Genomic DNA, 22,522 nt, shown 5'->3' with positions numbered 1-22,522 from the left:
GATGACGCGCACCCGAACGGTGGGACCGTAGACCTCGGGACGCCCCGAACGAGGCCGGTCCGCGAGCGCGGGCAGCCCTCCAGCGCGGTAGCGCCAGATCCACGTCCGCACCGTGTCGACATGGGCCCCCACCTCAGCGGCGATCTCAGCGTCCGGGCATCCCCGCCAAGCCAACAGCACGATGCGCGCCCGCTGGACCAGACGCTGCCCGGACGACGCCCGCGCGACGATCCTCTCCAGCCGACCCCGACGCCGGTTCCCCAGCACCACCACCGGCCTGTTCATTGGCGACACCGTTCCCCCGACCCGACCCGACCCGACCCGAGCCGAGCTGGGCAGACCCGACGTCCGCCCGTGACCTGATCATGAACGGGACCTGTCGCGGGAACCGGAGCCGGGGCGGCAGCATAGAGACCATGCCGATCCCCACACGCGCGCTCAAGGACCAGACCGAGGGCAGCCTCGACCACTACGCCTCCCAGACGTGGCCCCAGCTGGAGGAGGTCACCATCAGCTGGCGCGGTTCCTACGGCTACCTGGTGGGCCATCTCCCCGACGAGGCCCTGCCGTTGGCCCGGATCCAGTACCTCGGCAGTCCCCAGGAGTGGGCCTTCGCCCTCTACCGGGCCAGCGGCCAGGACTATCAGGAGACGGTGCTGCCCAGCGGGCAGTGGACCGGCACCCCTGCCGAGGCCCTGGACTGCGCCTGCGCGCTCTACCTCGCCACGCCCAAAGAACACTCAGCGTAGCTAAGCCCCCGAAGGACTTATGAATCGCTGCACTAGGCGGGTGGGCGTGCGGGTGTCGTCGAGGACGACGTAGCCGGCCGCCCTCGACCTCCCCGCTCGGGCCACCTGGACGGTCCGTACGTTGTGCCGGGCGATCAGCGGAAAGAGCGCCTGCTCCATGGCGTCGGCGGTGCGCCGATACTCCTCGCCGACGCTGGCGATGAGGATCGTCAGCTGGTCGAGGTCGAATCCGCGCGTCTCGGGCTGGAGCAGCCAGCGGGCGACGAAGGCCGAACTATCGACGCCCATACCGAGATTGGCGACGACGGGCTGATCGGAGGGGATGCGGAAGTCCGCTGCGCGCACAGGCACGTGTACTCCTCGGTGGATGGTCGTGGTGGCCGATCCCGAGGTTTGCCCTCCTCAATTTGACGTGTACTAATCTACCTAATTGGGTTGAGGGCGTCAACCTCGGATCCGCCACGGCCCCAGGGGGCAGCGACGGCCCCGCACCCTGCTGGCTCCGCACGGGTTCGCCCGATCCTGCGGCGGCGCGCGCCGCCTCCAAGCGGACGCGGTACTCTGCCAACGGGAGCGGACGCGTAACGCCGCGTACCTGCTCGCGCAGGATCGCCACGTTCTTCCCGAGGTACTCGCGCATCTCCTGCTTGCGCCGCTCGGCTTCGGCGAAACGTTCCGGCTCGAACTGCCAGAGCTTCGCCCAGTGCTTTTTGCCCGCTCTCACACACATTCCGGCACAATTGTTGTGGCTCGCCCAGCGATAGAGGCGCGGAGGCTCGATCCCTTCCGTCCGGGACGATGTGCCGGGTCATGCCGCCCCCGCCGGGGGTGCGCATGCAGCCTCCGGAGCGGTACCCAGCGGGGTGAGCATCGTGCGGATGTCGGTGGTGAGAGAGATGGCGGCCGCGGCCTCGATGGCGCCTACGGCGTCACGCAACGGGCTTCCGGCGACGGGTGGTGTCGGGGCGTCGCTCCACGCGCGGGCGGCGGTGAACCAGGCCGAGTACTGCTCGAAGCCGGGCGACTCCGCGTCGTGAAAGAGCTGGGTGGCGTGACGCTCGATCCGCTTCCAGGCTCGGGCACGGTAGGCGGCGCCGGCGTGGTCGGCTATCTCGCCCTCGGCCCTCAAAAGGTCGGTGCCGGCGTCGTCGAGGCGCTCCTGCAGGCGGGATGCGGCTTCGGTTGCGTCGTCCCGGGCGTCGCGGCCCGCTCTGCGCAGGTTGACCGTGATCGGGCCGTCGGGGGAGTGGTGTAGGTCGGTGCGGGTCATAGGGGTCTCTCCGGAGCGGGGCCGGACGCAGCTCGCTGCGCCGGGGGGGTCGGCGGGTGGTTCAGACCGTGGGCGCGGGGAGGCAGAGCGCCGCCGGGGCCGGGCGGAAGGTGAGGTCGCGGTGGATGATCTGGGGGTCCGGCGATCCTGTGCGGCCGCGCGGGTTCGGCTGCTTGGCGTCCAGGACGCACTCCTCAAGGTCGCCGAGGATGAACTCGCCCCACTCGCCGAACGCGCCCCCGGCTCGCATCCAGCCGAAGACCTGTCCGGTGGCCGGGTCGAGCTCGGCCACGTACCAGTCGTACTTCTCGCCGGGGACGTAGTAGTGGAGGTACAACGTGCGGGCCATGGCGGGGATGCCGGCGCAAGCCTTGAGGGGTGGGATGCCGGCCAGGTCGGCGAAGGCGGGGTAGAAGTCGTGGGCACGCAGTTCGCGGTTGATCTCGGGGAGCACTCCCCAGACGCCGGTGGGGAGTACGACGCGTCCTTCGACGATGCGAATGGTGGGATCCATGGGGGACAGAGCTCTCTCCTGGGTGGTTGTGGTGGCCGATCAGGGTTTGCCCTCCCTAATTCGACGTTTACTAAATTACTTACTGTGCATGGTCGCGGCCATCCGAATTTCGGGCACCGGCAGGCGGTCAGTCCGTGGAAACGATCTCCAGGATTCGGAACGCGCGGCCGTCGCCGGTCACCCCGGAGTGGTACTGGCGCTCGACCTTGGCGAGGGTGTCCGCACCGCGGTGGGGCCGTACGGCTTCCTCGGGCCGGTCTGTGAGGACCGGCGTGCGGTGGAAGCTGCCGGGGATCGTCAGCCAGTCGCCGCCGTAGGTGGTCCCGTACGCGTATCCCGTGCTGTTCATTGCGCTCTCCGTGGTCTCTGTGCGATGCGGGGTGACCGGCTGCGCGGACGCGGGCCGCGGTCGGGGTCAGCCCTGACGTGGTGGGTGGTAGAGCCGCTCGGCGCACCAGGTGCGGGTGCCGTCCGGGTGGAGCTGGTGCACCGCGAGGCGGAACCGGATGGCTGCGGCGCCTTCCCGGTTGGCCGCCAGCTGCCTCGTCAGTGCGGTGCAGGCGGCGTCGAGAGCCTGGTCGACCTCTCCGGGGGTGTGGCAGGTGGCCACCAACCGCCCGGTGACGGGATCGGTGATCTCGAAGTCGTGCGCCATGGTGGTGGGCCTGTTCGTCGACTGCCGGTCGGATTCCGGTGGACGGCGGCGGCGCCCGGGCCGGGCCGGACGTCGCCGTTGCGGCCCGGGGGCGGCTCGATGCCGCCTTCGGCCGCTCCGCGCTGCGGAGCAGCGGCCCCGCCGGCCGGTAGGCGGACGGGGCCGCCGCCGGGGCGGGCTGCTCTCACGCGGCGGCGAGAGCCGGGGTGCCCAGTCGTTCGCGGAAGGCGCTCACGCACTTGTCGCCCCGGGCGATGTCGTCGAGCGTCTGCTCCAGTGCGGGAAGCTCGCTCCACAGGGCAGCGCCGAGCTTGTACGTGCGGGTCCACAGTTCCAGCTGGTCCTGGAAGGAGGCGAAGTCTCCGGTGGTGATGGACAGGGGGCCGACCTGCACTCGGACCTCGCCGGCCCCGCTGAGGCTGACGGCAGCCGCGCGGGCGTCTACCTGCGGGCCGTTGACGGGCCCGTCGAAGGCGATGTGAGCGGCGGCCTGGGTATCGGTTCGCGGGGGCGCACTGTGGGGGATCACGACAGGGCTGAAGGTCTTGGCGGCCAGACGCTCGGCTTCCAGCCAGCCGGTGACGGCCGCGTACAGGGCCTGGGGGTGCTTGATGCGGATGCGGACTGACGGCATGTTGACCAGCAGCGAGCGGGCCATCTGCACGCTTTGGGCGGTGTGGTGACCGACCAGGTAGACGGCGAAGTTGGCGCGGTGGCCGCTGGTCTGCGGTGCGGGGATGCGGGCCATGTCGACTCTCCTCGACTCAGTGGTTCGTGGTGTCCGGCCCAGGGTTTGCCTTCCCTGTTTCGACATGTACTAATTTACTTCATGTTCTGGATGGCGTCAAGCGGGGCGGAGCGCTCGCGGTGAGCGCTCCGCCCCGTCCGGGGGTCCGATCAGGCGGCCTGCGGGAAGTCGTAGGCGCTCTCGTCCGGCTCCTCGTCTCCCTGCCCGGCGTACGGATCGGCCTCGCCCGTGTCGCTCATGCCGGGCTCGGTGTCGTCCGGCTCCTCCTCGGCCGCCACGGGGGCCGGCTGGCCTTCCGGGGCGTCCCCCTGCTCCTCCTGCGGCACGTCGGACAGGTCGCCGTCCGCGTGCGGCTCGTCATCCCCTACCTCGGCTTCGTCGCCCTCGGTGTCTTCGTCCTCGTCCTGGAGGTAGTCGTCCTCTTCCTCCTCGGCCGGGTTGTCGCGCCCCTCCCGCTGCCGACGGAGCTGGGCCAGGAGTTCGGCCTCGGGCTCGGCGAACCGGTATCCGTGGGTGTTCAGCAGCTCCATCCAGGCGATGGCCCAGTCCAGATCGAATCGCCAGCCCTGGTTGAGCACGAGCCGCATGTTGTCCTCGGCCATGAGCGCGAGCTGAGCGAACATGATCAACGGGAGCTTGTTCTCCGAAGTCCGGTCCACCCTGCGGCGCATCGCCTCGGCGAGGGGCTGGTCCTTGGCGGGGTTCGCACCGAGGAGCGTGAACACCTTGTGCTCGTGCCCCCGGTCCAGGCTGCTGCTGAGGCCGTAGGCGAACATGTGGGTGATCACGGCCTTGTGCAGACCCTTCGGGGTCTTGCCTGCTCGGGCGGTCTTGGTGATGAACTCGGTACGCATCTGGGCTGCGATGCTCAGCGCCTCGCGTCGGTCGGCCGCCTCCTTCTCGGCCGCCTCCTTCTCGGCGATCTCCGACTCACTGAGGTGTGAGTAGTAGCTGGTGATCTCGTGGTTGTCGTACTTCTTGGGCTCGCGGCACAGGTAGGTGATGAAGCCGCGTTCGTCCAGGTAAGCGGCGTGGCCGGGGCACTCGGCGTGCGACTCCTTGGTGTACTTCTGCCCGTTCTCATCTCGCAGGGAGTGCAGTTCGACCTGGACGGAGCCGTAGCGCGGGCGGGGAATCAGTGCGACGCCGGAGCGGAGCAGTTCGGCCCGCGACTCGTCCTTGCGTGCGGCGTTCTCGCGCCGGGAGCGCTCGGTCATCAGGGCGTAGTGGAGGTGGCCGCCGCGCTGGACCGTGTCCAGCAGTCGCTTGTACGCCTTCGCGTCGTTCTCGAACTCGGCCAGTTCCATGGACTGTTCGAGGTCGAGCTGTCCGGCGTCGGCGGCGTCGCGTGCCACCTTCGGCATCCGGTGCAGGCGCAGGCTGGCGCTGACCTTCTCCTTGCCCTGTGCCACCTGTCGGGCGATCTCGTCCACGTCTAGGCCCTCCAGGGCGAGCTGGTCGTAGGCGGCGGCGATGTCGCTGGGCCGCATGTCGGTGCGGTGGATGTTCTCCGTGAGCTGGTCGATGATCTTCGCCGCGCTGCTGCTGATGTCCGTACGCACGATGGCGGGGATGAGCGGGCGTCCGGCCTCGATCGCGGCTGCGTGCCGGTGGAAGCCGAAGAGGAGGGAGTACGGGCCGCCCGCGTCGGAGGTGTGGACGGAGACGGGCTCCAGGACTCCGCGCTCCTTGATGGAGGCGACGAAGTCGGCGTCGAGGTCGATGGGCCGGATGTTGCGACCGACCTGGATTTCGTTGGGGTCGATCCAGACCAGTTCCATGCCGAGGTTCTGCTCGGCGGCGGTCTCTGCGGTGATCTCTACGGCCGGGGCGGTGGTCACGGGCTTCTCCTGTGCGAACTCGGTGGTCGTGGCGTCCGGCCCGGGGTTTGCCTTCCCCGTTCCGACATGTACTAATCTACCTTATGGGGGAAGGTGCGTCAACCCTCCGGGGCTCCTCCCCGCCCGCAATTCGGGCGGGGAGGAGCGGAGTCACACCCAGGCCCAGGCGGGAGCGGGCGGCTCGACGGGGAGCAGCGACCGCCAGTCGGCGATGCCCGCATCGAGCCGGTCCGCCTCCGCGAGAGCGTCGTAGGCGCGCTGCATGACGGCCGCACGCTGGACCCCCAGCGCGAGGATGCGCTCCGGGGCGAGAGCGACCGCCCGCGCCCAGATGACTGCGGCCCGGTCGGAACGCGCCGCGTGGTGCCGGACAACGGCGGCGACCAGCTGTGCGGTGCGCAGGTTGACCCGGTCGGTGACCGTGGTGGCCGCGTAGGTGTCGCGGGTGCTCCTCAGCGGATGCAGCCGCGCGGGGCGCTCCATCCAGACGTGCCAGCCGAACCCGTTTTCCGGGTAGGCAGAGATGAGCCGTTCCATCTCGCTGACGCGGACCCGAGCCCGTCCCGCCAGGGCGATTCCACCGACCTTGGGCGTGGCGGTCCAGCCCGCTCCTGCGCCTTCGGGGATGATGTGGTCCTGCTCTGGGCGACCGTAGACGATGTCGACCCGGTCGGCGTCCTGGGGGTCCGGAACCAGGGTGAAGGTGCCTACGCCCTCGACTTCGTACCGTACGACGCCATGGTCCCAATCGGTGATGACGGCGGCCTGCTGGGTGCCGCCCGCCGGGGTGGTCAGGTCGATCACGGGACTCTCCTTGCGATGAGGTGGTTCGCGGTGGCCGGTCCGGGGCTTGCCCTCCCTTTCACGACATGTACTAATCTACCTCATGAAGGTAGAGGTCGTCAACTCCTCGGCCTCACCGGATTCGTCGGCCCAGTAACGTTCACCGCGCTCCAACACCTCCGACAGCGATACTTCGATGCCCGCGATCGCGAGCAGGTGGCGCAGGTCGGCGAACAGGTCCGCCAGCAGCGTTTCCGCCTCGCCTTCGGTGAACTCCCGCTTGAGGTCCTGGTCCCGCGACACCACGTACGCCTCGACAGCGCTCCGAGCGTGCGCAGCGCACTCGATCAATTCGGCCTTCATCTGCACTTTCTCCTTCGTCGGTGGGTTGGTCGGGCACGGCGCGGAGGATCCACGGACCTGATGGCCGCGGACCATTTCCCCCGCCCTCCCTGCGAAAAGAGATGCCGGGTGCCGGGCGGCGGAGTGCAGGGGAGGCAGGGAGTACCGCAGCCGGTATAGCGACGCAGGAGCGGGCCGGCGAGGACACGGACCGAACGACCTTGCACTCCGCCGCCCGGCACCCAGAATCAAAAAGCAGGGAGGGTGGAGGAAACCCACGGACCCAGCACAGCGCAGGACCGCACGAACAACACAACCCGGCAAAGCCGGACACCACAATCCAGCACCACCTGCCCGGGCGGGCGCAACAAGTCGGCCAGATAAGGCCGGCAGACGGGTTCTGGTCGCGGTGGCGTTCAGGGGAAGTCCGTATACGCAGGACCCCACCTGGCATATTCGCCCTGGCTCGATCCTTGTGGTTACTGTGGCGCTGGTACGCAGGTGGGGCCTGAACTTGGAGGCCTGGGCGCAAGCGGCACATAGCCGCCGAGAACGAGCACGGAGCCCGATCAGTGGGTATGCGAGAAGCCTGGTGATACCGGGAAGAGACGATGATGCCCGTGCCCCCATCGGGGGTCGCCTCGCAGCCTGGCGGGCGCGGCGAGGGACCACGGTGTCCGAGCTGGCTGCGCACTCCGGTCTTCCGGGTGAGCTGATCGGGGACCTGGAGGCCGGCCGGGACTGGGTCGACCGCCGGGGCGTACTCGCAGCGCTGGCAGCCGCACTCCGGCTCGATACCACCGACCTCACCGGTCAGCCGTACGCGCCCACGGGCACCGACCACGCGGACGTTCACGCCTTGGCTTACCGTCTCCGTCGGCACCTGGCTGGATCGGGCCCCGTCGTCAACGCTGCGAGCGGGGAACTCGATGACCTGGCTGCACAAACAGCAACGGTGCGCGAGGCTGAGGCCGCGGGCGACGAACACACCCTCGCGACGGTCCTACCCGAACTGCTGGAACTCGCCGACCGCCTGGTGGCCACAGGGCCGGCGGCAGAACGGGCGAGAGCGGATCACCTACGGGCGACCGGGTATGCAGTCAGCGCCGGCCTGCTGAGACGCGTCGGGTTCCGCGACCTTGCCTGGAGCGTTCTGCGGCACGGCCGCCCCGGGGGTGCAGACCGGACGGTCCTCGTCGAGGAGATACGGCTGCTGCTCAGCATAGGAATGCCGGAGCACGCCCTCGCGCGAGCCCAGCGTGCCGAGCAGATAGGACAGGACCAAGACCTGCTCCACCTCGCCGCAGTAGCGCACGCGAGCGCGGGACGCCGGGAGCAGGCGGAAGGCATGCTGGAGCGGGCGGCTGGAGCGGGGGAACCCGGTGCGACGGCCGCAGCGCGAGCAGCCGTCGCGCTGGAGTGCGGCGCTCCGGACGAGGCGATCGAGCATGCAGCGGTCGTGACAGCCCTGCCCGGCGCGCAACACACGGATCTGCTCCTTCTCGCCGCGTCGGCTGAAGCTCGTCTGGGCCGCACGGCGAAGGCGGTCGGGCGGCTATCAGCGGCAGATGCGCTGGCACCGCTGCACACGCGCCTGGAGCCCATCACACACGAACTCCTACGCGTCCTGCCGTCGCGGGTCGGGGAGGCCGACGCCGCAGCCTTGCGCCGGATCGCGCATCGAGCCGGCCTGATGTGAACGGGCGATCATCCGTTCAGGAATGACCCCTCACGCCGGGCGCACCTGGCCTTACCCTAAGTCAGGGAGTTGGGGCGGATCATCATGGACGAACGGCAAGCTCAGCAGGCCAAGTCGATCGGCGAGCGGGTACGGTCGACGCGCCGTCAGCGGGGGATGAGCCTGCGGACAGTTGCCGGACTGGCCGGGGTCTCGGTCGGATATCTGTCAATGATCGAGAACGGCCAGCGATTACTGGACAGGGCTGTGTTCATCAACGACATCGCCGATGCCCTGAGGGTGTCTCCCGCAGAACTCACAGGCCAGCCCTTCCCGCCTGCGGATCCTCAGTCGACGGCTGCTCACGCGGCGATTCCCGCGATCCGCCTGGCACTGATGGGCATGGCGCTCGACGCCCCACCGGACCGGCGCCCGACGGGCGAATCCCTAGCCAGGCTCACCGCACGGGTCACCCGGGCCAACAACCTGTACCACTCCGCCGAGTACGGCACCCTGGCCACGGAGCTCCCCGCCCTGCTCGCAGACCTCCACACGGCCGCGGAGGCCCGGCACGGCCTCCTGCGCCGACGCGTGCTGCAGCTGGTGGCTGGCACCTACCATCCCGCCTGCGCACTCCTGTTAAAGAACCTGGGGTACACCGATCTGGCGTTCATCGCGGTGACCCGTGCATCCGAGGTCATCGCCGAACTGCAGGACCCGGTCTACTCGGCACTTTCGAGCTTCTTCTTTACCCACGTACTCATGGCCGCAGGCAGCCCCGCGCAGGCACTGAGCCGGGCGACGGCCGCTATCGGACAGCTGGACAACAACATGAGCGGCCGGTCTGCGAAGGCCCTCCTTGGCGAACTGCATCTGATCTCGGCTACGTCGATCACCCGCGACAGCGGACGGTCCAGCTCCAACCGCTGCGCGGACGTCCAGGCCCACCTGGACGAGGCGGCCAGACTCGCAGGACGAACGGGTGAGACCCAGGCGTGGCACCTGAACTTCGGGCTCACCAACGTCGGAATCCACCGTGTGAGCCTGAACACGGCGCTCGGGCTCCATGGGGAGGCCGCTTTGGCCGGAGTCGAGGTCCATCCCGAGGCCATCGCTGCCCCCGGGCGGCAGGCGGCATTTCATGCGGATCACGGAAGAGCGCTCGCCCATCTTCGCGGACGGGAGCCCGCAGCGGCCAAAGAGCTGCTGCGGGCGGAAGAGATCGCTCCACAGCGCATCCGTAGCGACGCCCTAGTCCGGGACTCGGTCAGCTTCCTACTGGGCCGACGCATGCCCCCACACGCCCAACGGGACCTCCGCGGCCTGGCGCACCGGATTGGGCTGCCACCCGTCTGAGCAGTCTGTCCCGCCGGACCCAGACGCGGGGTCTGCGGCCTGCTCTGCAATTGGCGAAAACGGCCGTTTTAGCACCTGCGCGGCCACAGGGTTCACGAGGGTGAACACCTTCTCGGGCCGCACTGCCTACCTTCATTCATCGACCCCTGGATTTACCGAAGCCGAGGCATGCGGTCTTCCGTTGAGCCGTGTTGACGGTTCTCCTGAGGGGTCGGTTGGGACTGCGCGGGGTTCACCCCGCGCTGCCCTGTTCCGCCTGGGAAAGAGGGACATGATGCAGCAGCGCACGGAACCACCGCCGATACCGGTCCAGGAGTTGAGGCGCTCGATCGGGGACCTGTCTCTTCATCTGCGGACATCGCAGCCGCAGGAGAAGCCGGCCGAACCGCGGTTCGTCGACTACGACTCGATCCGGCTACCGGACGGCCGGCTGGTGGGCCGCAAAAAGGTGATCGTCATGTCGGGGGGCTGTAGCGTCCCCACCTGCACGATGTGCCCCTTCACCAACCTGAACAACTACGGGCACGGCGGCGGAGGATCGCCGGACAGCCTGCTGGCACAGGTCCGGGAAGCGCTTACACGGACCGGCGGCGAGCCCGCCTACGAGGTGCTGTCCCTCTACAACGATGGGAGCTTCTTCGCACCGAAGGAGGTACCCCGGAACGTCCAGGTGGAGATTGCGCGGCTCGTTGCGGAGGCGGGGGTGCGGCGACTGGTGGTGGAGTCGCTGCCGCAGTTCGTCACGGAGCGGGTGCTCGGGCCGTTCGTGGAGGCCCTGGGGAAAGTACGGCTGGAGATCGGGATCGGTCTGCAGTCCGCGGACCAACTGGTCCGCGAGACGCTGGTGAACACCCGGATCTCCCAGGTCTCGTTCGAGCGGGCGCTGAAGACGATGTCCGGTCTCGGCGTGGACCCGAAGATCTACCTGATGGTGAAGCCCCCGTTCTTGACGGACGGGGAGGCGGTCACCGATGTCGTGCAGTCCGTCGACTACCTGGTCGGGCTGGGCGTGACCGGGATGACGCTGTGCCCGACGCGGGTGTCTCGGTCCACGGTGGCGTGGGAGCTGTGGCAGGCCGGCCTGTACACGCCGCCGAACCTGTGGACGGTGGTGGAGGCGGTCCGCCGGGTCCATGAGCGGCTCGCGGTGAGGGTGGCCTGCATCAACCTGCGCGGCAGCGACTTCGAGTCGATCTTCCCCGCTGCCTGCGAGGCGTGCGCGGACCGGGTCGTGGACTGCCTCATGCGGTTCGGTGAGAGCGGTGACCCGGCCGATCTGCCGGAGGACTGCGAGTGCCGGCCGCCGTTGGACGTGATGCCGCTGGACCACGCGGAGATCACCGCACGCACTGCGCGGCAGGTAGCGGTGCTGGAGCGGGCCGGTGGCTGAGCAGGTCGCGCCGGTGGCCGGGTTGCCCCCGCGGTGTCCGGCGCGGGGGTTCGAGCAGGACCCGCTGCGCGTGATGGCGCGGGGCCACGAGCAGGCGGGGCCGGTGTTCCGCATGGACATCGACGGCGTGGAGACCACGCTGGTAGGCACCTGGGGCGGGCTTGGCGAGTTGTTCGCGGCCGAGCGTGGCCGCCTGGAGGTCCTGAACACTCCTCTGGTGCGGACCCTGTTCGGCCGAGCTGTGTTCAACCTAGCCGGTGACGCACATGCCGAGGCGCGGCGCCGGTTGCGACCCCCGCTGGCGAGGCGGGCGCTGCCCGACTATGTGGTACCGCTGCTGGAGGTCACCGCACCAGTGGCGGCCCGATGGGCGAGCGTCCCAGGCACGGACCTGTACGCGGCGGCGCGGGAGGTCACCCTGGTGATGAGCGCTCGGATCCTGCTGGGCATCGACCCCGGCGACGACGATGCCCGGCTCTTCGCTGACGCCTTCGAGATGTTCGTCGCGGCCACCGCCGTGCCGGGCGGCCGGGGGCGGTACCTGTCGGTCCGGTATTGGGCGGGGCTGCGGGCCAGGCGCCGCCTGCACGCCCTGTTCGCCCGGCGGGCCCGCACTGCGAACGGGCCGGGGGAGGCGCTGACCGGCCTGGCGGACGAGTTCGACGGGGCGCCGCAGGGGGTGGGGCCGTTGGCCGATCACCTGCTGGCGCTGCTGATCGCCGCCCGGGAAACGACAGCGAGCCTGATCACCTGGTGTCTGATCGAGCTCGCCCAGCACCCGGACCACGCCGAGCTCGCGGCAGCGGAGGCCCGCGGCGCCGTCGCCCGGCCGGGGACGTTGACGAGGCGGGGGGCTCTGCCCGTGCTGCGGGCGGTGCTGGCCGAGACCCAGCGCCTGCACTCGCCGAACCTGCTGTCCGTACGGGAGGCCACCTGCTCGGTGAACCTGGGCGGCCACACCGTCCCGGCCGGGATGCGGGTCGCGTACTCCCCGTCAGCGGGCCACTTCGACGCTGCCATATTCCCGCAGCCGCACGCCTTCCGGCCCGGACGCTTCCTGGCCGGCCAGGCGGACCCAGGCCGGCTGTGGGCGTTCGGCGGTGGTGCGCACGCGTGCCTGGGCCGCCCGCTGGCCGAGCTCATGGCGCTGACGGTGCTGGTGTCCGCCCTGCACCAGGGAACGCCGCGGCTGCCCGGGGGGCCGCCCGCCCGCATCCGCTACCGGCCCGCCAAGGCCCCATTGGACCCTCTGCCCTTCGCCCTCGACCTGCGGGAGCCCGCGCCGTGACCACCACACCGCCCGACGCCGCCGCCGCTCTGTGCGCGGTAGCCGCACACCATCACGCAAGCCGACAACGGCTGCACCTGGTACCAAGCGAGAACGGCCTGTCGCTGGCCGCCCGGCTGCCGCACCTGATGGAGGCCGCCGTTCGCTACGCCTTCCCCGGGCCTGAAGGCGGGGGCGAGAACTGGGCGTGGCCAGGACGGCAGGACCTGGTCACCGTCGAGCGGGGCGCCGTGGTGCGGCTTGGCGCACAGCTCGGCGCCCAGTACGTCAACCTGAAACCGGTCTCGGGGATATCGGCCCTGACGGTGGCCCTGTCCGCACTGACCCGTCCGCGGGACATGGTATTCAACCTGTCCGAGCGGGACGGCGGGCACGGCTCGACCCGCTTCATCGGCACCCGGCTAGGCCTGCAGATGAAGAACTTGCCGGTCGATCCCGCCACCTGCACCCTCGACCTCGACGCCCTGGCCGGGCTCCTCGGCGACGGGCCCCGGCCCGCAATGGTCTACCTGGACGCGTTCATGTGCCTGTTCCCCCTCGACCTGGGCGGGCTGCGCGCCGTGGTCGGCCAGGACACGGTGATCCACTACGACGCCTCCCACACCCTCGGGCTGATCGCCGGCGGCCAGTTCCAAAACCCCCTCGCCGAAGGCGCGGACACCCTCGGCGGTTCCACCCACAAGACCTACCCCGGCCCCCACAAGGGCGTTCTGGCCACCAATGACCTCCGTCTCGCAGACCGGCTGGACGAGCACGCGGGGCACTTCGTCTCCCACCACCACCCGGCCGACGTCACCGCCCTGGCGGTGGCCGTCGCCGAGATGGACGAGTACGGAGCGGCGTACGCGGCGCGCACCGTGGCCAATGCCCGGCGCCTGGGTGCGGCCCTGGCCGAGCGCGGCTTCACGATGTGCGGAGCGGAGCGGGGATTCACCGGCTGCCATCAGCTCTGGATCGACATCGCGCCGCTGATGGACGCCGAGACCGCTTCTCGGCTGCTGTTCGAGGCGGACATCGTCGTGAACGCCATCCCCGTTCCCCACGTCACGGCACCGGCCGGGCTGCGCCTGGGCGTCCAGGAAGCCTCCTGGGCGGGGATGGAGGAGGAGGCGATGGTGGAGATCGCCGAGATGTTCGCCGCTGTGCTGCGCGACGGGCAGGATCCGGCGGCCGTCGGCAAGCGGACCCGCGCACTGATCGAGGCGCACCGCCCGGCCGGGGCGACGGAGCAGGTGCTGAGTGCGGGGCTGGCCACGGCCGGCGGTGAGGTCCGGTGATTCCGGAGCAGCTACCGGCCAAGGGCCTGTTCCTCGGCCCCCTCCACACCACCGCGACCTTCGAGATCCGGCCGGACTGCCGCCACTTCGCCGGCGGGATGCCGTGCAAGCACTGGCGGCCCTGCCACGGGTGCGAGCTGCACGACCCGGTTGACCACCGGGTGCTGATCGTGATGCTCGGGCTGCTGGGCGACATGCTCATCGCCTCCCCGCTGCCGGCGCGGATCCGCGCCGACCACCCGGGGGCCCACATCACCTGGCTCGTGGACGAGGCCAACGCGCCGATCCTGCGGATGAACCCGTACGTGGACCAGGTCTTGGTCCACGACTGGCAGGCCGCAGCCGAGCTGCTCTCGCGCCGCTTCCACGCCGTCTACTCCTTCGAGCGGACCCCGTCGGCCGCTGCCCTAGTCGACAGGATTCCCGCCGACCACAAGGCGGGCCTGGCCTTCGGCGGACCGCACCATGCCCTGTACCCGATGGGCAAGGCCGCGCAGCAGTTCTTCCGCCAGAACACCTGGAATGACTACCGCACCACGACCAACACCCAGACGTGGACGGAGCTGTACTTCGCCGTCGCCGGATACCAGTACGCCGGTGAGCCGTATGTTCTGGAGGTGCCGCACGCGGCGCGGCGGCGCGCGGCCGGTCTTCTGGGGGAGCGCTCCGGGCCGCGGGTCTGCTTGAACCTCGGCGGGTCGCTGGCCACGAAGATCTGGCCGGAACAGCACTGGGCGCAGCTCGCCGACGCCCTACTCGACCACGGAGCGCAGCTCGCGGTCCTCGGCGGCCCCACCGACCGGGATGCCTGCGAGCACCTGGTGCGCCGCCTGCGGATGCGCGGCGCGGACGAACAGCAGGTCGCTTACGCGCAGTTGTCGATCGTGGAGGCCGCCGCTCTACCTGGCTTCTGCGACACCGTGGTGACGGGCGACAGCTTCGGCTTCCACCTGGCGCTCGCCCACCACAAGCCGGTCGTGCTGCTGCTCGGGCCGAGCAACGGCGCCGAGGTCATCCCCAAACACGTCGGCAACGTCACCGCGCTGCGTTCATCCCTGCCGTGTTCGCCGTGCGCTCACCAGGTGGCGTGCGGCGGCGCCGGGGGCTGCATGGACACCATCGACCCCTCCCTGGTCCTCAAAGCAGCCCTGGAGCACCTGAACACCTGACCGGCCGGAGCGGCGCGGCGCCGCACCCGATGTTGAGACGAAGGAGATCCTGTTGGCAACCGTGCTGGGGCTGGGCGGCCCGTACTACCACGACGCCTCCGCCTGCCTGGTCATCGACGGCCAAGTCGTCGCGTTCGCCGAGGAGGAGCGGTTCTCCCGCCGCAAGCACCACAAGGACTCCCGCAGTTGCGCGGCCGCCACGGCGTACTGCCTGTCCGAGGCCGGGATCACCCTGGCCGACGTGGACGAGATCGCCATCGCGTTCAACCCCTCCTGGCCGAAGCCGAGCCAGGAGTGCACCGACCCGGAGCTGATCGCCGAACTCCTGGACCCGGCCTGCTTCGGGCACCACCGGCCCCGCCGGGTGACCGTCGTCAAGCACCACCTCGCGCACGCCGCGTCCGCTTTCTACCCCTCCGGGTTCCAGGACGCGGCGGTGCTGGTCGTCGACGGCTCCGGCGACGGGATCTCCGCGACCCTCGCGCACGGCACCGCCGACGGCCTCAAGACGATCCGGCAGTGGCCGTTCTCCCAGAGCCTGGGCTGGTTCTACGAAACCGTCGCCGAACACCTCGGCCTGGGTGACTGGACCAGCTCGGGCAAGCTCATGGGCCTGGCCGGATACGGGGACCCCGAACGGTACGCACTGGACTTCCTGAGCCCGGAGTCCGGCGGCTACCGCCTGGACCTGTCCGCGTACGGCATCGGTCCGGAGGAGAAGGTTGAGGACCAGTACACCGACCTGCGCTATTACCGGCGCCTGAAGGGCGCGTACGCCGCCGCCTACACCGGCCTCGGCGTCCCCCGGCACCGGCGCCCCCGCGCCTTCGATCGCACCCGGGGGCGGCTGATCACCGACACCGAGTACCGGAGCGAGCACGCCGACCTCGCCGCCAGCGCGCAGCGGCTGCTGGAGCGGTGCCTGGCCGAGCTCGCGCGTGAGGCCCTGGCTGCCACCGGCTCGACACGGCTGTGTGTGGCGGGCGGGGTCGGGCTGAACTGCTCTGCCAACGGCCGCCTCGCCTCCCTGCGCGGCGTCGAGGAACTGTTCGTGCAGCCCGCCGCCGGGGACGCCGGCTGCGCAATCGGCGCGGCACTGGAAGTCGCGCTGCGCCGCGGGGACCTCACCCTGCCCGGGCCAGCGATGACCACGGCCGCGCTCGGCCCCGCCTTCACCGACGCCACCATCCGCTCCGTGCTCACCGCCTACGGGCTGCCCTTCCGCGACCACGGCGGGGACCTGTCCGCCGTGGTCGCGGGCCACCTCGCGCTCGGCCGCACTGCGGGCTGGTTCCAGGGCCGCATGGAAGCCGGGCCCCGCGCGCTGGGCCAGCGCAGTATCCTCGCCGACCCCCACCGTACGGAGATCGGCGACCGCATCAACCAGCACGTCAAGCACCGCGAACCGTGGCGCCCGCTCGCCCCGGTGATGCTGGAGACGTCTGCCCCGGCCCTGATCGGCACCACCGTCCCACACCCCTTCATGATCGTGGCCCGCCAGGCCACCGAAGAAGCCCGGCACCTGATCCCGGCCGCCGTCCACGCCGACCACACGCTGCGTCCCCAGACCGTCGCCCCCGACGCGGCCGACCCGTACGCGGCCCTGCTCATCTCGTTCGCCGAGCAGACCGGCCGGCCTGCGGCCCTGTTGAACACGAGCTTCAACCACGAATCCGAACCGATCGTCTGTACGCCCCGAGACGCCGTCGCCACCTTCGCCGCCAGCCCTCTCGACGTCCTGGCCATCGGCCCCTTCCTCGTCCGCAAGGAGCAACGGACCTGACGCCCCGGTACCAACCGGTCACGGCCGGTACGTTGAAGCCCGGCCACGGCCGACCCCATCCAGCGAACGGAACACGTCCCAGATGACCAGCAGCACCACGCCAGAGCCCTCGGTCGCCGACCGCCTGCGTACCGAGCACGGCACCGCCCTGACTATCGGCACCGACTGCGACCTGTCCGACGACCTCCTCATCGAGCTCGACGCCGATGCATACCTCGCCCTCGGCGACCGGGTCTCGATCCGGCGCGGCACCACCATCCAGGTCCATCGGGGCGCGACCATCGTCATCGGCCACGACGTCGCCATCGGGGAGAACGCCTTCCTGTCCGCCATGGCCGGCATCCGCCTGGGCGATGGTTGTGCCCTGTCGAACTACGTGGACCTCCACGACCACAACCATCGCGAGCGCTCCGCCACCCACGTCCCCACCGGGCAACTCGTGCCGTGGGCCAGCGGCTTCGAGGCCGCCCCGATCGTCGTGGAGCCAGGCGCGACCATCTCCAACAAGGTCACCGTGACCGCGGGCGTCCGCGTCGGCGCGAACGCGCTCATCGGGGCAAACGCGGTCGTCTCCCACAGCATCGCCCCTGACACCGCCGCCGCCGGTGTCCCGGCTACCGCGCGCCACCGCTTCGACGGCGCGAGCATCCCTGTCGTCGACGACCGGCGGACCCTCAACATCGGCTTCTACGGCACGAGCATCATGGAGCACTTGGAGGCCGTCAACGTCCAGATGACCACTCAGGCGAACCTGCCCGAGGTTGGCTCCAAGGTCACGGTCGAGGGCTGGCAGCAGCGCGGCTGGGTCCACCGGCTGTCGCTGGGGCTCCGCGCGGCCTGGCCGCACGTCTCCTTCGACATCGCCAACCACGGCGAAGGCGGGGCGACGAGCCGGGACATCGCCAAGATCGTCGACGACATCCAGCAGGCCCACGCCCCCCGCTACGACCTGGTGCTCCTTTCCTGCGCCATCAACGACGTCTGGCGACAGTTCCAGGGCCGCACCGCCGAGGCGGTCGGCATCGAGGAGTACACCGGACACCTCGCCGCGATGCTCCAGCAGCTCGGCGGGTACGCGCGGCAGCTCGTCGTGCTCTCCGAGACGCCGTTCGGCCCGGTGGAGGCGCCGGACACCGTGATCGCGATGAATACCGAACTGGCCCGATACAACGCAGCCGCCGCCAGGGTCACCACCGACCACGGGGCGCTGTTTCTGGACGTGTCGACACCGTTCACCGCCGCAGTGCGCCACCTGGCCGCAGCCCCCGCCGACCACGAGACGGCCGGGTTGTGGAGCGACGGGGTCCACCTCAGCGAGCTCGGTGACACCGTGCTGCTCCAGCAGGCCGAGGCGTTCCTCGCCGAGCACCGCGTCATCCAGGCCCTCATCGACTACCCCCGGCTGGAGCGCGACCGCGCGCTGGAGGTCTACCGGCCGATGTTCGCCGCCTGCCGGCCCTCCGGCGCCTGAAACCCCGGAGGCTGCCGGTGGTCGGCCGCCAGCAGCCCCCGGCCTCGCCGTCCTCTCTCCTCTTCATCAGGGATCCGATGTGACCAGCCCCGGACGTCTCCACACCCGTGCCCTCGGCGCGGCGTTACCCCTGCTCGACACCGACCGGCTGGAGGAGTGGGGCCGCGACCTGGCCGCACGGCTGCCCGCCGGAGCACGGCTGCTGGTCGCCGGCAACGGCGGCTCCGCCGCCGAGGCGCAACACCTGACCTCCGAGCTAGTCGGCCGCTTCGACACCGATCGGGCACCACTGTCTGCCATCGCCCTGCACGCGGACACCTCCGCGGTCACCGCGATCGTCAACGACTACGGCCCCGCTGAGATGTTCGCCCGCCAGGTGCGGGCGCACGGTCGGCCCGGCGACGTGCTGCTGCTCCTGTCCGCCTCGGGCCGCAGTGCGAACCTCGTCGCGGCGGCGGAGGCCGGGTGTGAACTCGGGCTGACGACCTGGGCGCTGACCGGCCCCGGGCCCAACCCCCTGGCGCAGGCGTGCCTGGCGGCCGTGCGTGTGGACGCGGGCAGTGTCGCCACCGTCCAGGAGTGCCACCTCGTCGCGGTCCATTTGCTCTGCGCGGCCCTCGATGCCGTCCTCACCACTGCGGTCGCCGTGCCGGGCACGCGGGCGGCGGCGCACGGCGAGCGACCGGAGGGGACCGTGCGGAGGCTGGTGGTGGTCGGCGACGTGCTGCTGGACCGGGATGTGTCCGGCAGCGCCGACCGGCTTTCACCGGAGGCCCCGGTCCCGGTCATATCCCGCGAGCGTACGGTCGAGCGGCCCGGGGGAGCCGGACTGGCCGCCCTCATGGCGGCCCGGGAGCCGGGCTGGCGGGTATCCCTGCTGTGCGGAATCGGCCGCGACGCGGCCGGGGACGGGGTCCGTGCGCTCTTGGTGGAAGCCGGCGTCGAGGTGCTCGACGCGGCGACAGGCGGCGAGACTCCAGTCAAGACCCGTCTCCGCGCCCAGAACCGCACCCTTCTGCGCGTGGACGACGAACAGGCACCGATCCGACTGGGGTCGCTGCCGGAGGAGACACGCGAGCGGCTCGGCACGGCGGCCGCAGTGCTGGTGTGCGACTACGGGCGCGGCGTCGCCGCCCACCCCGAGATACGCCAAGCCCTGGAAGTGCAGGCAGGTCGCCGTCCGATCGTGTGGGATCCACACCCCAGGGGTGCCGTCCCGGTGCCCGGCGTGGCGCTCGCGCTCCCGAACACCGACGAAGCCCGCACCCTCAGCGGGGCCGGGGGCGGCCAAGGGCTGGCAGGCGACATTTACCGGGGCGCGGCCCTGCTGAAGGCATGGCCGGTCAAGCAGGTAGCCGTGACTCGAGGGGGCGAGGGGGCGGTCCTGGTGGCCAGCGCCGACGGGCATCCGCTGGCGATCCCGGGACGGCCAGCGGCTGGAGACACGTGCGGGGCGGGAGACCGGCTCGCCGTCACCGCGGCACTGCTCCTCGGCATGGGCAAGCTCCCCTCGCACGCCGTTGCCGCCGGCGTCGAAGCCGCGACCGCATACGTCGAGGGTGGCGGGCCGTCCACCCTCACCCGGCCCGCCAGCGCTCACGCCCCGGCGACCGACGACATCCTGGCCCGGATCGGCGAGGTCCGGGCGGGCGGGGGCCGCATCGTGGCAGCCGGTGGCTGCTTCGACCTCCTGCACGCAGGCCACCTCTCCCTTCTCCGGCAGGCCCGGCGCCTCGGCGACATCTTGGTGGTCTGCATGAACAGCGACACCTCCGTCACCCGGCTCAAGGGCCCGGACCGGCCGGTGGTCAGCGAGCGGGAGCGCCAGGACCTGCTGGAGGCACTCGTCTGCGTTGACGGTGTCCTCCCGTTCACCGAGGACACCCCCGAACGGGTCCTGGCCGAACTGCGACCAGACGTCTGGGTCAAGGGCGGCGACTACAACGGCCGCCGGATCCCCGAGAGCGACCTGATCGAGAGCTGGGGCGGGCAGGTTGTCGTCGTCCCGTACCTGGACGGCCGCTCCACCACCTCCCTGATCGCCCATGCCGCACGGAAGGCAGGCGCCCGATGAACACCGCCTCCCATGCGCTGGTCACCGGTGCCGCCGGGTTCATCGGCCGGCACACCGTCGCAGCCTTCTACCGCGCCGGGTACCAGGTCACCGCCGTCGACCTGCGCCCCGCCCCTGATCACCTCGCCCACCAAGGCCGTTGGTTGCGCGACGACTTCGCGGAGCCCGGCCTCCTCGACGAGATCGCGGGCGGCCGGTACGAGAGTGTGTTGCACCAGGCCGGGATCAGCGACACCCGCGCCCCCGCCGGGCCAGCGCTTCAGGAGACGAACACGTTCGGTCCGCTGCGGCTGGCCGACGCCTGTCGGCGTGGCGGTGCCCGGTTGGTCTACGCCTCCTCACACTCCGTCTACGGCGCCCTCCGCGAACGCACCCCCATCACAGAGGACGCAGACGGGGCCCGCGGCCGCTGCTCCGGCCCGCTGAACGCGTACGCGGTCTCCAAGCTCACCCTCGACCAGCAGATGCGCGACGAGTACGCGACCGGTCTCCAGTGGGCGGGCCTGCGCTACACCAACGTCTTCGGCCCGGATGAGACCGACAAGGGCCGCATGGCCTCCATCCTGTCCCAGCTCCTGCGCCAGGCCGCCCAGACCGGCCGGGTCCGGATCTTCGACGACTCGCTCACCGCCGCCCGCGACTACATCCCTGTCGAAACCGTCGCCGCCACCCTCCTCCAGTTGGCCCGCCGGCCGGTGAAGTCCCAGGTCTATAACCTCGGCTCCGGACTGGCGGTGTCGTTCGCGGAGGTGGCGCAATGGTGCGCCCGCTGGTACCGCGAGCAGACTGGTGGAGCGCTGACCATCGAGCTGGTGCCCAACCCGGTCCCGACTGCGTATCAGTACTACACGTGCGCGGACATGACCGCTCTGGACAAGGCACTTCCCCTTCGGCCGACCCTCGCCCTCCTCCACGTCCAGCTCCGGGCGTCGGAACTCTTTGAGGGCTTCCGGCAAACCCCTGACGACAAGCCGTGACGGCTCCCGCATCGATCGCCGTCAATCGGCCGGCCGTCCGTCGACCGGCGGTCTTCCTCGACCGCGACGGCACGTTGACCGAGGGCCGCCACTACCCCTCGCACCCCGACGACCTCGTCCTTCAGCCCGGCGTTGGACCACCGCTTCGTGCCATCCAGAGTAAGGACATCGCCCTCGTCATCATCACCAACCAGAGCGGCCTCGCCCGCGGCCTGTTCGACGAGCGCACGCTCAGTGCGATGCACCACCGTCTTCGCCAACTCCTCGCCCAGCACGGTGTCCATCTCGACGGGATCTACTCCTGCACCCACCACCCCGCTGGCACGGTCACCCACCTCCGTACCGCCTGCCTATGCCGAAAGCCGGCTCCCGGGATGCTGCTCCAGGCCACCACGGACCTCGCGCTCGACCTCACCCGATCGTGGATGGTCGGCGACTCCGCCTGTGACGTCGAAGCTGGCTCCCGGGCCGGAACCCGTACCGCGCTCATCGAGGCCCACGCCCCTCCCGGCACCCAGCCCGACCTGTACAGCGGGACGACAGCCGCCGCGCTCGCTTCCATCGACCAGCAATTCGTCAGTGAGCAGCGAGATCCCGATCAGAGCGCGGACCAGACCACCTCGATTCGGTGCCCCGACCGCTCCCCGACCACTTGCCTCGGCCCGCGCCCGGCGGGGGTGTTCGAAGAGTAGACCTCGATGTGGTGCCGCCCCCGGCCTCGGCGGTCTGAATGCCATGCCCTGATGCGGGAGGCGACCTCTTCCGCGGACCCGGCCCCGCCGGTGCCGTGCGAGACCACCGCAATCTCGAACCCTGGCCCTTCCCCACCCAGGCCGCGCCGGTTCGCGAGATAGGCGAGACCCGTGCCGCGTTGAAACCCGGGGCCACCCCATCCCATAAGCGGCTGCACCCTCTTCGCCGCAACCGCCTCAGCGGACACGTTGATCTTAGTGAACCCCGGTACGGTGGGATCCGCCATCAGCAGAAGATGGAGGTCCTGCCAGCCTGGGCCGTCATCCACCACCACACCGGTCCACTCCACCTCGCGCGGGCAGGCGAGAGTGAGGCTCCCCCGCTAAGCGGGAAGTGCTGATTGCCTGGTCAGCGGGGTCTGACCTGGTTTCGAGTTCACCTGATCAGCCGTCGCCCGCTCGGCC

The 22,522-nt window shown here is 70.4% G+C and carries 22 protein-coding genes and 1 pseudogene; 13 read left to right on the top strand and 10 right to left on the bottom strand.

Features of this window, described 5'->3' with window-relative positions; genetic code table 11:
• The coding region (locus AC0Z36_RS27240) for a helix-turn-helix domain-containing protein (RefSeq protein ID WP_485465719.1) at positions 1-285 on the bottom strand (285 nt) is incomplete at its 3' end.
• 131 nt (positions 286-416) lie between these two features.
• On the opposite strand from AC0Z36_RS27240, the gene AC0Z36_RS27235 reads away from it, so the two are divergent.
• Positions 417-749 carry a hypothetical protein gene (locus AC0Z36_RS27235; RefSeq protein ID WP_485465718.1) on the top strand — a complete coding sequence of 111 codons (333 nt, stop codon included), beginning with the start codon at positions 417-419 and terminating at the stop codon, positions 747-749.
• Here the strand turns inward: AC0Z36_RS27235 and AC0Z36_RS27230 are convergent, their stop codons facing one another.
• The 9 genes from AC0Z36_RS27230 to AC0Z36_RS27190 form a co-directional block, all read right to left on the bottom strand.
• Entirely contained in the window at positions 750-1,100 is a 351-nt protein-coding gene (locus tag AC0Z36_RS27230) for a hypothetical protein (RefSeq protein WP_485465717.1), read from the bottom strand.
• Between the two features lie 457 nt (positions 1,101-1,557).
• Positions 1,558-2,019 (bottom strand): hypothetical protein, encoded by a 462-nt coding sequence (locus AC0Z36_RS27225; protein ID WP_485465716.1) that lies wholly within the window; start codon positions 2,017-2,019, stop codon positions 1,558-1,560.
• A 61-nt stretch (positions 2,020-2,080) separates the two neighbouring features.
• Positions 2,081-2,533: a hypothetical protein gene (locus tag AC0Z36_RS27220; protein WP_485465715.1), complete on the bottom strand. Its 453-nt coding sequence runs from the start codon at positions 2,531-2,533 to the stop codon at positions 2,081-2,083.
• A 127-nt stretch (positions 2,534-2,660) separates the two neighbouring features.
• Positions 2,661-2,882, bottom strand: coding sequence for a hypothetical protein (locus AC0Z36_RS27215; RefSeq protein WP_485465714.1), 222 nt, complete (start codon positions 2,880-2,882; stop codon positions 2,661-2,663).
• A 66-nt stretch (positions 2,883-2,948) separates the two neighbouring features.
• On the bottom strand, positions 2,949-3,188 hold the full coding sequence (locus AC0Z36_RS27210; RefSeq protein WP_485465713.1) for a hypothetical protein: 240 nt from the start codon (positions 3,186-3,188) through the stop codon (positions 2,949-2,951).
• Positions 3,189-3,372: 184 nt separating this feature from the next.
• Complete coding sequence (locus AC0Z36_RS27205) at positions 3,373-3,936, bottom strand: hypothetical protein (RefSeq protein ID WP_485465712.1); 564 nt, start codon at positions 3,934-3,936, stop codon at positions 3,373-3,375.
• A gap of 149 nt (positions 3,937-4,085) precedes the next feature.
• Entirely contained in the window at positions 4,086-5,777 is a 1,692-nt protein-coding gene (locus AC0Z36_RS27200; protein WP_485465711.1) for a ParB/RepB/Spo0J family partition protein, read from the bottom strand.
• Between the two features lie 150 nt (positions 5,778-5,927).
• Positions 5,928-6,581, bottom strand: coding sequence for a hypothetical protein (locus AC0Z36_RS27195; protein ID WP_485465710.1), 654 nt, complete (start codon positions 6,579-6,581; stop codon positions 5,928-5,930).
• Positions 6,582-6,656: 75 nt separating this feature from the next.
• A complete protein-coding gene (locus AC0Z36_RS27190) occupies positions 6,657-6,923 on the bottom strand; it encodes a hypothetical protein (protein WP_485465709.1) in 267 nt (88 codons plus the stop codon).
• Positions 6,924-7,494: 571 nt separating this feature from the next.
• Between AC0Z36_RS27190 and AC0Z36_RS27185 the strand changes: the two genes are divergently transcribed.
• The 12 genes and pseudogenes from AC0Z36_RS27185 (at position 7,495) to AC0Z36_RS27130 (ending at position 22,057) form a co-directional block, all read left to right on the top strand.
• Positions 7,495-8,601, top strand: coding sequence for a helix-turn-helix domain-containing protein (locus tag AC0Z36_RS27185; protein WP_485465708.1), 1,107 nt, complete (start codon positions 7,495-7,497; stop codon positions 8,599-8,601).
• A gap of 84 nt (positions 8,602-8,685) precedes the next feature.
• A complete protein-coding gene (locus tag AC0Z36_RS27180; RefSeq protein ID WP_485465707.1) occupies positions 8,686-9,936 on the top strand; it encodes a helix-turn-helix domain-containing protein in 1,251 nt (416 codons plus the stop codon).
• 274 nt (positions 9,937-10,210) lie between these two features.
• Positions 10,211-11,326: an archaeosine biosynthesis radical SAM protein RaSEA gene (locus tag AC0Z36_RS27175; protein WP_485465706.1), complete on the top strand. Its 1,116-nt coding sequence runs from the start codon at positions 10,211-10,213 to the stop codon at positions 11,324-11,326.
• Positions 11,319-12,614: a cytochrome P450 gene (locus AC0Z36_RS27170; RefSeq protein WP_485465705.1), complete on the top strand. Its 1,296-nt coding sequence runs from the start codon at positions 11,319-11,321 to the stop codon at positions 12,612-12,614. The genes AC0Z36_RS27175 and AC0Z36_RS27170 overlap by 8 nt, the downstream gene beginning before the upstream one ends.
• Positions 12,611-13,891 carry a PLP-dependent aminotransferase family protein gene (locus AC0Z36_RS27165; protein ID WP_485465704.1) on the top strand — a complete coding sequence of 427 codons (1,281 nt, stop codon included), beginning with the start codon at positions 12,611-12,613 and terminating at the stop codon, positions 13,889-13,891. The genes AC0Z36_RS27170 and AC0Z36_RS27165 overlap by 4 nt, the downstream gene beginning before the upstream one ends.
• Entirely contained in the window at positions 13,888-15,060 is a 1,173-nt protein-coding gene (locus AC0Z36_RS27160) for a glycosyltransferase family 9 protein (protein ID WP_485465703.1), read from the top strand. Before AC0Z36_RS27165 ends, AC0Z36_RS27160 begins: the two co-directional genes overlap by 4 nt.
• 61 nt (positions 15,061-15,121) lie before the next feature.
• Complete coding sequence (locus AC0Z36_RS27155; protein ID WP_485465721.1) at positions 15,122-16,843, top strand: carbamoyltransferase family protein; 1,722 nt, start codon at positions 15,122-15,124, stop codon at positions 16,841-16,843.
• An 82-nt stretch (positions 16,844-16,925) separates the two neighbouring features.
• Positions 16,926-18,314 (top strand): GDSL-type esterase/lipase family protein, encoded by a 1,389-nt coding sequence (locus tag AC0Z36_RS27150; protein WP_485465702.1) that lies wholly within the window; start codon positions 16,926-16,928, stop codon positions 18,312-18,314.
• 79 nt (positions 18,315-18,393) lie between these two features.
• A pseudogene (locus AC0Z36_RS27145) lies at positions 18,394-18,984 on the top strand (D-sedoheptulose-7-phosphate isomerase); the annotation flags it as partial.
• Positions 18,961-20,388, top strand: a complete 1,428-nt coding sequence (locus tag AC0Z36_RS27140) for a PfkB family carbohydrate kinase (protein ID WP_485465720.1) — start codon at positions 18,961-18,963, stop codon at positions 20,386-20,388. The pseudogene AC0Z36_RS27145 and the gene AC0Z36_RS27140, both read left to right, overlap by 24 nt.
• Complete coding sequence (locus AC0Z36_RS27135) at positions 20,385-21,365, top strand: NAD-dependent epimerase/dehydratase family protein (RefSeq protein ID WP_485465701.1); 981 nt, start codon at positions 20,385-20,387, stop codon at positions 21,363-21,365. Before AC0Z36_RS27140 ends, AC0Z36_RS27135 begins: the two co-directional genes overlap by 4 nt.
• Positions 21,362-22,057 carry a D-glycero-alpha-D-manno-heptose-1,7-bisphosphate 7-phosphatase gene (locus AC0Z36_RS27130; RefSeq protein ID WP_485465700.1) on the top strand — a complete coding sequence of 232 codons (696 nt, stop codon included), beginning with the start codon at positions 21,362-21,364 and terminating at the stop codon, positions 22,055-22,057. The genes AC0Z36_RS27135 and AC0Z36_RS27130 overlap by 4 nt, the downstream gene beginning before the upstream one ends.
• The last annotated feature ends 465 nt before the right edge of the window (positions 22,058-22,522 follow it).

This window comes from Kitasatospora sp. UYEF31, assembly GCF_057291755.1.
This window is presented reverse-complemented; position numbering and strand designations above follow the sequence as displayed.

Coding starts and splice junctions, on each gene's coding strand:
- AC0Z36_RS27235 (WP_485465718.1), top strand. CDS start 417: ATGCCGATCCCCACACGCGCGCTCAAGGACCAGACCGAGGGCAGCCTC.
- AC0Z36_RS27225 (WP_485465716.1), bottom strand. CDS start 2,019: ATGACCCGCACCGACCTACACCACTCCCCCGACGGCCCGATCACGGTC.
- AC0Z36_RS27220 (WP_485465715.1), bottom strand. CDS start 2,533: ATGGATCCCACCATTCGCATCGTCGAAGGACGCGTCGTACTCCCCACC.
- AC0Z36_RS27215 (WP_485465714.1), bottom strand. CDS start 2,882: ATGAACAGCACGGGATACGCGTACGGGACCACCTACGGCGGCGACTGG.
- AC0Z36_RS27210 (WP_485465713.1), bottom strand. CDS start 3,188: ATGGCGCACGACTTCGAGATCACCGATCCCGTCACCGGGCGGTTGGTG.
- AC0Z36_RS27205 (WP_485465712.1), bottom strand. CDS start 3,936: ATGGCCCGCATCCCCGCACCGCAGACCAGCGGCCACCGCGCCAACTTC.
- AC0Z36_RS27190 (WP_485465709.1), bottom strand. CDS start 6,923: ATGAAGGCCGAATTGATCGAGTGCGCTGCGCACGCTCGGAGCGCTGTC.
- AC0Z36_RS27180 (WP_485465707.1), top strand. CDS start 8,686: ATGGACGAACGGCAAGCTCAGCAGGCCAAGTCGATCGGCGAGCGGGTA.
- AC0Z36_RS27175 (WP_485465706.1), top strand. CDS start 10,211: ATGCAGCAGCGCACGGAACCACCGCCGATACCGGTCCAGGAGTTGAGG.
- AC0Z36_RS27150 (WP_485465702.1), top strand. CDS start 16,926: ATGACCAGCAGCACCACGCCAGAGCCCTCGGTCGCCGACCGCCTGCGT.
- AC0Z36_RS27135 (WP_485465701.1), top strand. CDS start 20,385: ATGAACACCGCCTCCCATGCGCTGGTCACCGGTGCCGCCGGGTTCATC.